This is a genomic window from Terrabacter sp. Soil810, assembly GCF_001429645.1.
In the GTDB taxonomy this organism is placed as follows: domain Bacteria; phylum Actinomycetota; class Actinomycetes; order Actinomycetales; family Dermatophilaceae; genus Terrabacter.
The window spans coordinates 344,402-357,726 of sequence record NZ_LMSW01000014.1 but is presented as its reverse complement, the minus strand read 5'-3'; the positions used below and the strand labels follow the sequence as shown (position 1 = coordinate 357,726).

Below are 13,325 nucleotides of genomic sequence, written 5' to 3'. Positions count from 1 at the left end.
TGACCTGGCAGCTCCGAGGCGCCACCTCGATCACAGCCCGGGCGAGGATGCCCCGCGCTGAACGCGACCCTCCTCCAAGGGATCTTCGAGAAACCATCCGGATCGCCCTCTCGCGCCGAACGACCAGTCATGACGCGCCTACGATTTGCCCTCAGCGGGATCCTCGCCGCGGTCGCCGGGATCGCAGCCGGCCACCTCGTCGCGGGCTTCCTCGCTCCTGCATCGTCGCCGGTGCTCGCCATCGGGTCGACCGTGATCGACCTGACCCCCACGCCCGTCAAGGAGTGGGCGATCGCGACCTTCGGCACCAACGACAAGCTGATCCTCCAGGGCTCGGTGCTCGTCGGGACGCTGGTCCTCGCCGCCGTGGCCGGCCTGCTCGCCCGCCGGCGCCTGCCCGTCGCCGTCGGTTTCATCGTGCTGCTCACCGGCCTCGCCGGCGCAGCCGCCCTGCTGCGTCCCGCCGCCCGCCCGCTCGACGCCCTCCCCGCCGTCGCCGCGATGGCCGTCGGCGTCGCGACCCTCGTCTGGCTCGCCCGCCTGGCCGGAGCCGCCGCGGGCGACGCCCCGAGCAGGGCCCCCGGCCGCGACGAGGCAGCCGGCCCCCGGGGGTCGGTCATGACGACCGTCCCTGACGCCGAGACCCGCTCACGCGCCGGCCGTCGCGGCTTCATCGGCGGCGCGCTCGGCATCACCGCCCTCGCGGTGCTCGCCGCCGTAGGCGGACAGCTGCGGGCCGGCGCCCAGTCGGTCAAGAAGGTCGTGCTGCCCGCCGCCGCCGACAAGGCCAAGGCGCTCCCGAAGGGGCTCGAGACCACCGTCTCCGGCATCTCGCCGCTGCGCACCCCGACCGACACGTTCTACCGCGTGGACACCAACCTCGTCGTGCCCCAGGTCGACGTCGACACGTGGACCCTCGAGGTCGACGGCATGGTCGACCAGCCCTTCACGATGACCTTCGCCGAGCTCGCCGCCATGCCCCTCATCGAGCGCGACATCACGATGACCTGCGTCTCCAACGAAGTCGGCGGAGGCTACATCGGCGCCGCCCGCTGGCTCGGCGTCAGGCTCACCGACGTCCTCGACCGCGCGGGCATCACGGGCAGCCCCGACCAGGTGCTGAGCACCGCCGTCGACGGCTTCATGATCAGCACCCCGCTCGCCGTCGTCCGCGACGGACGCGACGCGATGATCGCCATCGGGATGAACGGCGCCCAGCTCCGTGCCACCCACGGCTTCCCGGCGCGCCTCATCACGCCCGGCCTCTACGGCTTCGTCGGTGCGACCAAGTGGCTGACCAGGCTCACCCTGACGACGTATGCCGCCGACCAGTCCTACTGGACGAAGCGGCAGTGGGCGACGGACGCCCCGATCAAGACGAGCGCCCGCATCGACACGCCCGCGCCGCTGTCGACGATCAAGGCCGGCACGACCGCGATCGGCGGCGTCGCCTGGGCCCAGCACCGCGGTGTCGGCACCGTCGAGGTGAAGGTCGACGACGGCGCGTGGCAGCGGACGAAGCTCGGTCCCGACGTCGGCATCGACTACTGGCGCCAGTGGTACCTCGAGTGGGACGCCACGCCCGGTCTGCACCGCATCGCCGTGCGCGCGACCGACCTCGAGGGGCAGCCGCAGATCACCCAGCGCGCCACGCCGTTCCCCAGCGGGTCGAGCGGCATCCAGGAGGTGGTGGTGACCGTCGCGTGAACGCATACGGCCAAGAACCCGCGAAAAAACCTCTCCGACAAGCAATCCGGAGCCACAGCGGCACCGAATCCCAGATGACCGTGCACCACACAGCCACAAGGAGTGACTGACATGAAGAGCATGAAGACCCGTACCGGCCTCGTCGCCCTCGCCATCGCCCTGCCCCTGAGCCTCGCGGCCTGCGGCAGCTCGAGCGACAACACCGCAGCCGCCGGTGGCAGCACGCCCGCCGCGACGTCCTCGGACGCCATGACGAGCACGCCCTCCGACATGATGACCTCGTCCGAGTCGATGGACGCCGCCGCGGCTGTCTTCGGTGAGGGCTGCGCGGCCGTGCCGAAGGACGGCTCGGGCTCGTTCAACGGCATGGCCACCGACCCGGTCGCGACCGCAGCGAGCAACAACCCGCTGCTCTCGACGCTCGTCACCGCCGTCAAGACCGCCGGCCTCGTCGACACCCTGAACTCGGCTCCCGAGATCACCGTCTTCGCGCCCGTCAACGACGCGTTCGCCAAGATCCCGGCCGCCGACCTCAAGAAGGTCCTCGCCGACAAGCCGACCCTCACCAAGATCCTCACGAACCACGTCGTGGCCGGCAAGCTGTCGCCGGACCAGCTCGCGGGCGACCACAAGACGCTCGCCGGCACCACGATCACGGTCAAGGGCTCGGGCGAGAACTTCACCGTCGGCCAGGCCGACGCCAAGGTCATCTGCGGCAACGTCCCGACCGCCAACGCCACGGTGTACATCATCGACGGCGTCCTGATGCCCTGATCGTCCGCTGACCAGGCTGACGCAGACCACGGACGGGCGACACAATGGACCCCATGTCACGGTTCTCGGTGGTTCCCTCCGGCGATCACTCGCCGGGGGGACCCGCCCGCCCAACCACCTTGGAGCAGCTGCTCCGTCGCGCAGCGACAGGAGACGAGACGGCGTTCAGCGAGCTCTACGACGCCGTCTCCTCCCGGCTCTTCGGTCTCGTCCGCCGGGTCGTGCGCGACCCGGCCCAGTCCGAGGAGGTCACCCAGGAGGTCTTCCTCGAGATCTGGCGGCACAGCGCACGCTTCGACCCGAGCAAGGGTGCGGCTCTCTCGTGGATGCTCACCATCGCTCACCGCAAGGCCGTCGACCGGGTCCGGTCGGCGGAGGCAGCCCGCCACCGCGACGAGGGGTACGGCGCCAGCAACCAGGACGTCACCCACGACTCCACAGCGGAGGCCGTCGTCGAACGGCTCGATGCGGAGCGGGTTCACCGGGCGCTGGAGACGCTCACACCGGTCCAGCGGCAGGCCCTCGAGCTGGCCTACCTCTCGGGTTACACCCATACGGAGGTGGCCACCATGCTCGACCTGCCACTCGGGACCGCCAAGACACGCATCCGTGATGGACTGATCAGACTACGAGACACGTTGGGGGTGACACTGTGAGCGAGGACATCCACGCCCTGTCCGGTGCCTACGCCGTGGACGCCCTCGACGACGTCGAGCGGGTGCGCTTCGAGCGCCACCTCGCCGGCTGCACCGCCTGCCAGGCCGAGGTCGAGAGCCTGGTCGCCGCCGCGTCGGAGCTGTCGGTGCTGACCGAGGTCGCGCCGCCGGCCTCGCTCAAGGCCAAGGTGCTCGCCGAGATCGCGACCGTCCGCCCGCTGCCGCCCCTCCCGGTGCAGCAGGACGACCCGGCCGACGAGACCGTCACGTCCACCGCTCCGGCACCGGTCCAGGAGCAGACGACCACCCCAACAGCCTCCGGGTCGCGCGTCGATCACGGCGACGACCTCGCCGGCCGACGTCGGTCCCGTCAGACGCGCGGGCTCGCCCGCGGCTGGCGCGTCGTCGTCGCGGCCGCCACGGTGGCCGTGCTCGCCATCGGCGGGTTCACCGTCTGGCGCCAGATCGACAAGGACCCGTCCCGGGCCATCGCCGACCAGGTGCTCGCGGCTCCCGACGCCACGCGCTACGGGCAGCGCCTCGCCGGTGGTGCGACCGCCACGATCGTGCGCTCCAACGCGCTCCACAAGGCCGTCATCGTCACCTCCGGCATGTCGCAGCCGCCCACGGGCAAGGTCTTCCAGCTGTGGCTGCAGGACGCAACGGGTCACATGACCTCGGCGGGTCTCATGCCCGGCGGTGGGGACCAGGTGGTCGTGCTCAACGGCGACGCGAGCCACTCGAAGGGCGCCGGCATCACCGTCGAGCCCGACGGCGGCTCGGACCAGCCGACGTCCGACCCCGTGGCGTTCATCGCCTTCGCCTGAGACAACCGGTCGCTCGCACGTCGGGCGGTCACGAGCTCGCTCCCGGCTTCCCCAGCTGGAGCTCGTGACCGCCCGACCTCGCGGCCTCGTCAAGAGGCGCTGCGACAACAGCCGGACCGGTCACCCCTGGTACGGCGGCGCGACGCCCCAGCCCCATCGTGGGGTGGGCGCGTGTGCGACCGGGTCCGCGTCGGGCTGGGAGTTCTCCATGGCAAGCCGGGAGCCCCACTCGAGGTACCCGATGATCGCCGCCCGGAACTCCGGATCGCCGGGCAGCTCTGCGTCGTCGGCGGCCAGGCTCATCGTGGCGGCGAACCGGTGCCGTTGCGCGGCCGTGATGGCCAGGCCGAGGTGGTGGCGGAGCATGGACTCGTACCCCCCGTGCCGCTCCGTGTACGTCGCCGGGCCGCCGAGCACCTCGGCCCACCAGTCCGCGACGTGCGCCCGATGATGCTCGGAAACACCGCCCGGGAAGAAGCCTGACAAGGCTTCATCGACCTCGACCCGGTCGTAGAAGCAGTCGATCATCCGGCGCAGCGCCGCCAGACCTCCCGCCCACTCGTACAACGTCGGCAGCTCCGCTTCGTTGACTCCACCCATGAGGCCAGTGCACCTCACGCGGCGGCCCACCGCACCGGGATTGATGGTCGTGAACCGCCCCTTCGCTGCGGTGACAGGGCGTCGTCAGGCGCGACCGAACCGTTTGGTCGGCGACGGCAGGCGGGTCGTCCCGGTACGTTCTTTTGGCATGGACCGGACCGAGGCGGCGGGCGCAGTCAGCGCGGACGACGTGCTCGCGAGCGCTCGGGGCGACCAGTGAGCGGGCGTCACGGGCACGGGCTCGTCATCGGCAAGTTCTACCCCTTCCACGCCGGGCACCAGGCTCTCGTGCGAGCGGCCACGAGCACGTGCGACCGCGTCACCGTCGAGGTCATGGCCCACGCCGTCGAGTCGATCCCGGTCGACGTCCGCGTCGGCTGGGTGCGGGCCGAGCACCCGACGGCGCAGGTCGTCGCGGCCCCCGACGACCACGACGTCGACTCGACTCGCCGGAGGTCTGGGACCTGCACATGGAGGTCATCGAGTCGCACCTCGACGGCCCCGTCGACGCGGTGTTCACGAGCGACGCGTACGGCGAGGAGATGGCCCGCCGGCTCGGCGCGACGTGGGTGCAGGTCGACCCGGGGCGTGCGTCGACGCCGATCTCCGGGACCGTGGTGCGGGCCGATGTCGCCGGCTCGTGGTGGGCGTTGCCGTCACCGGTGCGGGCCTGGTTCACCAAGCGCGTCGTCGTCGTGGGCGCCGAGCCCACGCGCACGACGACCCTGGCCGACGCCCTCGGCGCCCACTACGGCACGACCGTCGTCCCCCAGTTCGGCCGCGAGTGGACCGAGCGGCGACCCGGCGGCCCGACCGGGCCGTGGCACACCACCGAACTCGACCTCGTGGCACGCGAGCAGGCCGCCCTCGAGGACGTCGCAGCGGCTGCGGCGCCGCGCCCGCTGCTCGTCTGCGACACCGACGCCTTCGCGACGACCCTGTGGCACGAACGCCACGTCGGCAGCCCGTCCCCCACGGTGCGGGCCTTCGCCGACGCGCGCCCGGCACCCGCGCTCTACGTCCTCACCGGCGACGAGACCCCCACCGCCCCGGACCGCCCACGCGACGGCGAGCAGGGCCGCTCGTGGATGCAGGGCCGGTTCCGCGAGGAGCTGGGCGCGCGCGGCGTGCCCTGGGTCGAGGTGGGCGGCAGCGACGAGGAGCGACTGGTCGCGGCCGTGGCCGCGGTCGACGAGGTCGTCGCCGCCGGCTGGCAGCTCGCCGACCCCGTGGTCTGAGGTCGCCGGCGGCGCGCCGATTGCCCCCACGACCGGAGCCGATCGGGCGATGCCCGCGAGTAGTCTCCGAGCATCGGGGGAAGAGGTCCTCCGACGAGCACAGGGGAACCTCATGAAGACACGCATCCGCACCACGGCCGCAGGCATCGCACTGACCCTCGCATCGACGCTCGGCGTCGTGGCCGCGACGCCCGCCACCGCCGCCGACCCGGTCGGCTTCGCCTCGGTCACGAGCTGCGCCGACCCGCAGCTCGACCCGTTCGACAACTGGACGGGCCACACGCTGGGCGCCTACAAGGACACCAACTGGGTACCCCAGGGCATGACGTACGACGCCAGCGGCGACTACCTCTACGTGTCGATGTACCACCGGGACGCGCTCGAGGTGCCGCGCGTCGTCGTCTACAAGCGCTCGACCTCGGCCTGGGTCAAGACCATCGAGCTGAGCGGGGTCCCCAAGACCGGTCACACCGGTGGCCTCACCATCGGTCGGGGCAACCTCTACGTCGCCGACAGCGTCGGCGGTGCGCGGATCTACCGCATCCCGATCGACCGGATCCGGTCCGTCCCCGCGGGCACCCGCAAGCCCGTCAGCTATGCGGCCCGCTACACCCTGAACAGCCTGACCCGGGCGTCCTACGTCGACTACGACGGCGGCAACCTCTTCGTCGGCGACTTCTACAACAACGTCATGCGCCGCTACCCCACCTCGAGCGCCGGCTCCGTCACCCTGACGCCGAACGCGTCCTACGGCACGCCGACCATCGTCCAGGGCGTGCAGGTCACGAGCGGCCACTTCGTCTTCAGCCGCTCCTGGGGCCGGGACAACCTGAGCAAGGTGACGACGCAGGTGCGGTCGACGGGCGCGCGCTCGAGCCACAACACCTTGCCCATGATGGAGGGGATCGTCTGGGCCCCCAGCTCCGCGGGGTCGTCGGTCAACCGCCTCTACTCCGTCTTCGAGTCGACGTCGAAGGAGTACGCCGACTCCAACTGCCGCACGCACGCCATCTGGAGCGCCTCCAGCAGCTACATCCTCTAGGGACATCCTCCGAGGTGCCTCGCCGCTTCGATGCCCGATCCCCGGCACGACCGTGTCGAAATCGCCGCCCGCCGTTCGTGTAGTAGGCAGACGCGGACCACCTCGGTCCGTCACAACAGAAGGAGCCAGTCGTGGCCGAGTACCTCCTCTACTTCAACCAGCAGTGGGTGGGCGACCACTCCGAGGAGTGGTTCCGTGGGCGCGGGCCGCTCGCCAGGGCAGCCGTCGACGAGATGCAGGCTGCCGGCGTGTACGTCTTCGCCGGCGGTCTGGAGGAGGAGGACGGCCCCGTCTACCACGCCGACCCCACCAGCGGCACCGTGATGATCACCGACGGCCCCTACGTCGAGACGAAGGAGTTCCTCGGCGGCTTCGCCATCGTGGACGTCCCCGACGACGAGGCCGCCAAGATGTGGGCGGGCAAGATCGCCGAGGCGTGCGGCTGGACCCACGAGGTGCGCCGCTTCAAGCCGCGTCCCACGGTCGACTGACCCCGTCCTCGAGGGCGGCGTGCCCCGCACGGCGGCTGCGCCGTGGCCTAGTGTCGAGTGCTGGGCACGTCACCCTCGAAGGAGCGTCGCGATGAAGTACATGCTCATGATGCACGTGGGCCGCGATGACGGCACAGAGGTCCTGCACTGGGCCCCTGAGGACATCAGGAACATGGTCGAGTTCCAGCGCGCGTTCGACCAGGAGCTGGAGGACAGCGGCGAGATGGTGTTCAACGCCGGGCTCGGCTGGCCCGACCAGGCCCGGATCGTGCGCTCCGACGACGGCGCCGCGGTCGTCACCGACGGACCCTTCCCCGAGGGCAGGGAGTTCCTCATCGGCTTCTGGGTCGTCGACTGCGACAGCGAGGAGCGGGCGTACGCCATCGCTGCCAAGGCGTCGTCGTCGCCCGGCCCCGGTGGCGCGCCGACAGGGGTCCCGATCGAGGTACGCCCGCTTGCAGGCCCACCTCCGGTGGACGCCTGACCTACGACGAGGAGACGACGTGGACCTCCTGCTCACCTCCGCAGGCATCACCAACCCGAGCATCCACGACGCGCTCGTGCGCCTGCTCGGCAAGCCGATCGACGAGTGCGACGCCTTGTGCATCCCCACCGCCTCGCACGCCAACCGGGGCGGGATGGGCCAGGCGTGGAGCTTCGTCGCCGGCCATGAACCGCGCACGCCCATGGTCGAGCTCGGCTGGAGGTCGATGGGCGTCCTCGAGCTGACCGCGCTGCCCAGCCTCGACGAGGACCACTGGGTGCCGGAGGTCCGCAAGGCCGACGTGCTGCTCGTCAACGGCGGCGACCCGATGTACCTGCACCACTGGATCCGCGAGTCCGGCCTCGCCGACCTCCTGCCGTCGCTCGACGCCCTGTGGGTCGGGCTGAGCGCCGGCAGCCTCGTCATGACACCTCGCGTCGGCGACGACTTCGTCCGGTGGCACCCCGCGACCGGTCGCGACGACACGACGCTCGGTGTCGTGGACTTCTCGATCTGCCCCCACGTCGACCACCCGATGATGCCCGGCAACTCGATGGCCGAGGCGGAGCGGTGGGCCGGGACCATCGACAACGCGGCCTACGCCATCGACGACGACACCGCGATCGTCGTTCAGGACGGACGCGTCGAGGTCGTCTCCGAGGGCACGTGGCGCCACTTCCCCCGCTGAGGCGCGCGTGGTGTCCAAGCGCGCCTGTCCGTCGACGCGCGAGGTACGTTGTCGCCATGAGCGACACCCCCGTGCCAGGCGGGTCCACCGGGTCCACCGGCCCGGACGAGCAGTTCACGGTCCCCGTGCCCAACATCCCGCGCGGACCTGGTGCCGGCGCGGAAGCACCGGCGACGCCGGCAGCCGCAGCCCCGACCCAGGCCATCCCCGTCTTCGAGCCGACGCGGGAGCTGCCCACTGCCGACCCCTCGTGGCCCGCCGCACCACCGTCTGCCCCGCCCGTGCCGCCGAACCCGTATGCGGGACAGCCGGTTTGGCCGGCGACCCCGACCAGGGCCACTGACGACACCGTCGACCCCCTGCTCGGCCAGATCGGCGTCGCCCTCTTCTGGATCACCGTCGGCTGGTGGCTCTTCTTCCTCATCCGGCTGCTGGGTTTCATGACCCGCCACGGCGTCACCGACACGATCCTCATCCGCACCATCGACCTCGGTGCCGAGGAGACCGTCGTCGCGGCGGTCCTGTCGGTCCTCGCGGCGCTGCTGCTCCTGCTCGGTCGTGGGCGATCCGGTCGGTCGCCTCTCGGCTGGGCCGCTCTTGCACTCGCCGTCGTCACGGTCGGCGTCGCCGTCTGGCGCGTGCTTCCGTGACCGGGATCGTCTGAGCGCGAGCGAGATCCGGTGCTCACCCCCTCAGCGGCCCAAGAGGTCGCGGACGCCTACGGTCTCGACGGGACGTCGACCCTGACCGGGCCCGTGGCCCGCGGGCAGCTCGGCCAGGTCTGGCGGCTCGACACCGGACACGGCAGCCATGCCGTCAAGGAGTGGTTCGCGACGCCCGACCTCGACGCCGCCTCCCGGGATGCCGACCTCGTCGACGCGGCCCGCGAGGAGGGGGTCGTGACGCCGCGGATCCGACGCACCGCCAGCGGCGGGGTCGCCACGACCGTCGCCACCGCGGACGGCGAGACCGCGATCCGTGTCTTCGAGTGGGTCGACCTGCAGCCGCGGACGCGCCGGCTCGACCCCGTGGCGGTGGGGCGCACCCTCGCAGGACTGCACCGGGCGGGGGCGCCGTCGGACGAGGTCGTCGACAACTGGTTCGCGACGGGGTTCGGCGAGCAGCGCTGGCGCGACGTGCACCAGCGGGTCCTCGACGAGGGGGCTCCCTTCGCCGGTGAGCTCGGCGCGCTCGTCGACGAGCTCGTCGCGGTGGAGTCGGTCATCGAGCCGCACGAGTCACCTCGGGTCTGCCACCGCGACCTGTGGGCGGACAACGTGCTCGCCACGGTCGGCGGCGAGGTCTGCGTCATCGACTTCGAGAACCTCGGCCCGGCCGACCCGAGCCAGGAGCTCGCCATGGTGCTCTTCGAGTTCGGCGACGACGACCCTGCGCGGGCGCGACGGCTCCACACGGCCTACCGCGAGGCCGGCGGGCCGGGACAGGTGACCCGGCGCGGCCACTTCACGATGCTCGTCGCCGAACAGGCCCACATCGGCCAGCTCGCGTGCTCCCGCTGGGTCGGCGCGAGCAGCGCGTCGGAGCGCGAGCGCCTGGCGGCCTGGTTCCTCGAGATCCCCGACGACCCGGTGACGCTCCCACGCATCGACCGGGTGCTCGCCGCCGTCACCTGACGGCGGCGAGGACGCGACGACCACGACACGACACCCCGACCAACGGCCCGCGGACGCCCTCACGCCCGGACGACCCGGACGGTGCGCACCTCGAACGGCCCGAGCACGAGCGGCACGGCGCCGTCGACGACCGCGAGCTCCCCGCCGCCGAGCGGCTCCTCGAGCAGCGTCACCGTCGCCACCGACGCGACCGGGAGGTCGAGGCGCAGGGTGCCCCGGGCGCGGCCCCCGAGCGACTCGTAGACCCGGACGACGAGGTCGCCCGAGCGGTCGGCGGCCTCCTTGACGCTCGACACGACGATGCCCTCGCCGGTCACGGTGACGAGCGGGTCGACGCCGTGCGCACCGGTGACCCGACGGGCCGGCGTGCCCATGAGCGCGCCCTCGCGGGTGGCGACGTCGGCGTCCGCGCCGACGACGAGGCCGTAGCGGTGGGTCTGCACGCCCTGGTCGGTCCCGGGGTCGGGGAAGCGCGGCGCCCGCAGCAGCGACAGACGGACCGTCGTGACGACGTCGTCACCGTCCACGTCGCGGGTCACGTCGTGGCCGTAGATCGAGTCGTTGACGAGCGCGACCCCGAAGCCGCGCTCCTCGGCGAGCACGAAACGGTGCATCGACGTCTCGAACTTCGCCGCCTCCCAGCTCGTGTTCGTGTGCGTCACCCGCCGGTGGAAGCCGAACTGGGTCTCGGCGGCGACGTGCTCGGCACGCACGTCGAGGGGGAAGGCGACCTTGAGGAACGTCTCGGTCTCGTGCCAGTCGGTCTCCTGCGAGATCTCGAGCACCCGCGCACCCGGCGCGAGCGAGAGCTCCTGCCGCACCGTCGACGCCGGGGAGATGCGCCGCTCGACGACGACCCGGGCCACGCCGTCCTCGCCGACCGATGCCGTCAGGGCGCTCACGTCGCGCACGTCGGTGACGCGGTTGCGGTAGTAGCGGTCGACGTCCCACGCGTCCCACCGGTTCGGGACGTCCTGGTGGAGCTGGAGCAGGTTGGCCGCCCGCCCCCGCGCGACGGCCTCGCGTCCCGTCGCGACGTCGACGGCCGAGGTGACCAGCCCGTCGGCCGAGACGGTGACGGTGACGACGCCGTTGTCGAGGACCCAGCCGCCGTCGCGCTCGCTCAGGGACACGGCATACGCCCCCGGCTCGTGGGTCGCGGGCTCACGCGTGACGGCGCCACCCGCCGGCACCCCCGACCGCTCGAAGGGCGCGGCGTTGGCCTCGACCTCCACACCGCCCTCACCGACGAGCGCCGCGAGCGAGCGGGCGACGATCGCCTCGGCCGCCTCGGTGACCCGGGCGTACTGCTCCACGGCCTCGCGGTGCACCCACGCGATCGACGTCCCGGGCAGGATGTCGTGGAACTGCTGGAGCAGCACCTGCTGCCACAGCGCGTCGAGCTCGTCGTGGGGGTATGCCGTCCCCGTCCGCACCGCGGCCGTGGCCGCCCACCGCTCCGCCTCGACGAGCAGGTGCTCGGTGCGCCGGTTGCCCTGCTTCGTCCGGTGCTGCGACGTCAGCGTGGCCCGGTGCAGCTCGAGGTAGAGCTCGCCGACCCAGACGGGCGGGTGCGCCAGCTCCCCGCGGGCGCGGTCGAAGAAGGCGTCGGGGTGCTCCCAGCGCACCGTGGGGCTGCCCTCGAGGTCGGCGAGACGCCTCGCCGTGCCGGTCATCTCGCGGGTCGTGCCGCCGCCTCCGTCGCCCCAGCCGACCGGGGCGATGGAGCCGCTCGCGTGGCGGCTCTCGCGGAACTGGCGCGACGCCGTGGCGACCTCCGAGCCCGACAGCTGCGCGTTGTAGGTGTCCATCGGCGGGAAGTGGCTGAGGACGCGGGAGCCGTCGATGCCCTCCCAGAGGAAGGTGTGGTGCGGGAACGTGTTGACCTGGTTCCACGAGATCTTCTGGGTGAAGAACCACTCGAAGCCGGCCCGGCGCATCAGCTGCGGCAGGGCGGGCGAGTAGCCGAAGCTGTCGGGCAGCCAGACGCCCCGGCAGCGGATGCCGAGCCCGGTCTCGAAGAAGCGCTGGCCGTGGAGGAACTGGCGCACGAGCGACTCGCCCGACGGCATGACGGTGTCGCTCTCGACCCACATGCCACCGAGCGGCACGAAGCGCCCGGCCGCCACGGCGGCCCGGACACGCTCCCAGACCTCGGGCCGGTGCTCCTTGATCCACGCGTACTGCTGGGCGCTCGACATGCCGTAGACGAAGTCGTCGGTCTCGTCGATGAGCGTGGTCATCGACGACGTGGTGCGTGCGACCTTGCGGATCGTCTCGCGCACCGGCCAGAGCCACGCGGAGTCGATGTGCGCGTGGCCGATGGCCGAGATCGCGTGCGCGCTGGCCTCTGCGGGCTGCGCGAGCACGTCGACGAGGGCGGCGCGCGCATCGGCGGCCGTCGCGGCGACGTGCTGGAGGTCGAGGCGGTCCATGGCGTCGTCGAGCGCCTGGAGCACCCGCATCCGGCGGGGACCGGCGGGCAGCTCGGCCTGCAGCCCGAGCAGCACCTCGACGTCGAGCGCCAGCTCGAAGACGTCGCGCTCGAAGACCGCGAGGTCGAGTCGGCCCGTCGTGTAGAGGCGCGTCGACGAGCTCGTGACGATGTCGCCCTCGCGGGTCGGCACGAAGGGGTTGCCCGCGACCAGGATCGGGTTCGAGGCGGCCTCGACGTAGAGCTCGACGGCCTGCTCGGCCTCGGCCTCGTCCGCGACGAGCACCCACTGGTTGCGCGGGTTGAGGGACTTCACGGGCGTGCCGTCGGCGCGGTAGACGAGGCCCTCGCACTGGAAGCCGGTCATGTCGCGGTCGAAGTCGAGGTCGGCGACCACCTCCACGCGTCGTCCGGCCCAGTGCGCCGGCACGCGGCCGGTGAGGCGGAACCACGTCGTGCCCCAGGCTGCGCCCCACGGGGTGCCCACGGCATACGGCGTGTAGTCGAGCGCGAGCCCCTCGGCCGGGGGGACCGGCTCGCCCGGCAGCTCGTGCCACTGGGCCGTGAGCGGCACCGACTCGGCGTGCACGGCCGGGAGGATGCGCTCCTTGAGGACGCGCGTCACGCGGCCCACGGTCAGGGGGATGTCGTCGTGCATGACTGCCTCTCAGGAGTGCGGGGTCCGCGGACGTCGGCACAGCGGCCCGGCCCGGACCGATCGCCGCACGGGCGCCGACCTCCGGCATATCG

General features: G+C 72.1%; 13 protein-coding genes. 11 read left to right on the top strand and 2 right to left on the bottom strand.

Annotated elements, in window-relative coordinates:
- The first annotated feature begins 129 nt into the window (after nt 1-129).
- The 4 genes from ASG96_RS19955 to ASG96_RS19940 all read left to right on the top strand — a co-directional run bounded on the left by ASG96_RS19955 (nt 130) and on the right by ASG96_RS19940 (nt 3,964).
- Complete coding sequence (locus tag ASG96_RS19955; protein WP_057589085.1) at nt 130-1,707, top strand: molybdopterin-dependent oxidoreductase; 1,578 nt, start codon at nt 130-132, stop codon at nt 1,705-1,707.
- A 111-nt stretch (nt 1,708-1,818) separates the two neighbouring features.
- Complete coding sequence (locus ASG96_RS19950; RefSeq protein ID WP_057589084.1) at nt 1,819-2,481, top strand: fasciclin domain-containing protein; 663 nt, start codon at nt 1,819-1,821, stop codon at nt 2,479-2,481.
- A 44-nt stretch (nt 2,482-2,525) separates the two neighbouring features.
- Nucleotides 2,526-3,137, top strand: a complete 612-nt coding sequence (sigK, locus tag ASG96_RS19945; protein ID WP_082591907.1) for an ECF RNA polymerase sigma factor SigK — start codon at nt 2,526-2,528, stop codon at nt 3,135-3,137.
- On the top strand, nt 3,134-3,964 hold the full coding sequence (locus ASG96_RS19940; protein ID WP_057589083.1) for an anti-sigma factor domain-containing protein: 831 nt from the start codon (nt 3,134-3,136) through the stop codon (nt 3,962-3,964). The genes sigK and ASG96_RS19940 overlap by 4 nt, the downstream gene beginning before the upstream one ends.
- Nucleotides 3,965-4,084: 120 nt before the next feature.
- On the opposite strand, the gene ASG96_RS19935 is transcribed toward ASG96_RS19940, so the two are convergent.
- The gene (locus ASG96_RS19935) at nt 4,085-4,564 is read right to left on the bottom strand and encodes a group II truncated hemoglobin (protein ID WP_057589241.1); all 480 of its coding nucleotides are present in this window, start codon (nt 4,562-4,564) and stop codon (nt 4,085-4,087) included.
- Between the two features lie 470 nt (nt 4,565-5,034).
- On the opposite strand from ASG96_RS19935, the gene ASG96_RS19930 reads away from it, so the two are divergent.
- The 7 genes from ASG96_RS19930 (at nt 5,035) to ASG96_RS19900 (ending at nt 10,141) form a co-directional block, all read left to right on the top strand.
- Complete coding sequence (locus tag ASG96_RS19930; protein WP_235509238.1) at nt 5,035-5,802, top strand: AAA family ATPase; 768 nt, start codon at nt 5,035-5,037, stop codon at nt 5,800-5,802.
- Between the two features lie 112 nt (nt 5,803-5,914).
- On the top strand, nt 5,915-6,844 hold the full coding sequence (locus tag ASG96_RS19925) for a hypothetical protein (protein ID WP_057589082.1): 930 nt from the start codon (nt 5,915-5,917) through the stop codon (nt 6,842-6,844).
- Nucleotides 6,845-6,975: 131 nt separating this feature from the next.
- On the top strand, nt 6,976-7,335 hold the full coding sequence (locus tag ASG96_RS19920; RefSeq protein WP_057589081.1) for a YciI family protein: 360 nt from the start codon (nt 6,976-6,978) through the stop codon (nt 7,333-7,335).
- 91 nt (nt 7,336-7,426) lie between these two features.
- A complete protein-coding gene (locus ASG96_RS19915; protein ID WP_057589080.1) occupies nt 7,427-7,819 on the top strand; it encodes a YciI family protein in 393 nt (130 codons plus the stop codon).
- Nucleotides 7,820-7,838: 19 nt separating this feature from the next.
- A complete protein-coding gene (locus tag ASG96_RS19910) occupies nt 7,839-8,507 on the top strand; it encodes a Type 1 glutamine amidotransferase-like domain-containing protein (protein ID WP_057589079.1) in 669 nt (222 codons plus the stop codon).
- Nucleotides 8,508-8,563: 56 nt separating this feature from the next.
- The gene (locus ASG96_RS19905; RefSeq protein WP_057589078.1) at nt 8,564-9,157 is read left to right on the top strand and encodes a hypothetical protein; all 594 of its coding nucleotides are present in this window, start codon (nt 8,564-8,566) and stop codon (nt 9,155-9,157) included.
- A gap of 30 nt (nt 9,158-9,187) precedes the next feature.
- Entirely contained in the window at nt 9,188-10,141 is a 954-nt protein-coding gene (locus ASG96_RS19900; RefSeq protein ID WP_057589077.1) for a phosphotransferase enzyme family protein, read from the top strand.
- A 59-nt stretch (nt 10,142-10,200) separates the two neighbouring features.
- On the opposite strand, the gene ASG96_RS19895 is transcribed toward ASG96_RS19900, so the two are convergent.
- Nucleotides 10,201-13,233 carry a glycoside hydrolase family 38 C-terminal domain-containing protein gene (locus ASG96_RS19895; protein WP_057589076.1) on the bottom strand — a complete coding sequence of 1,011 codons (3,033 nt, stop codon included), beginning with the start codon at nt 13,231-13,233 and terminating at the stop codon, nt 10,201-10,203.
- Nucleotides 13,234-13,325 lie beyond the last annotated feature (92 nt).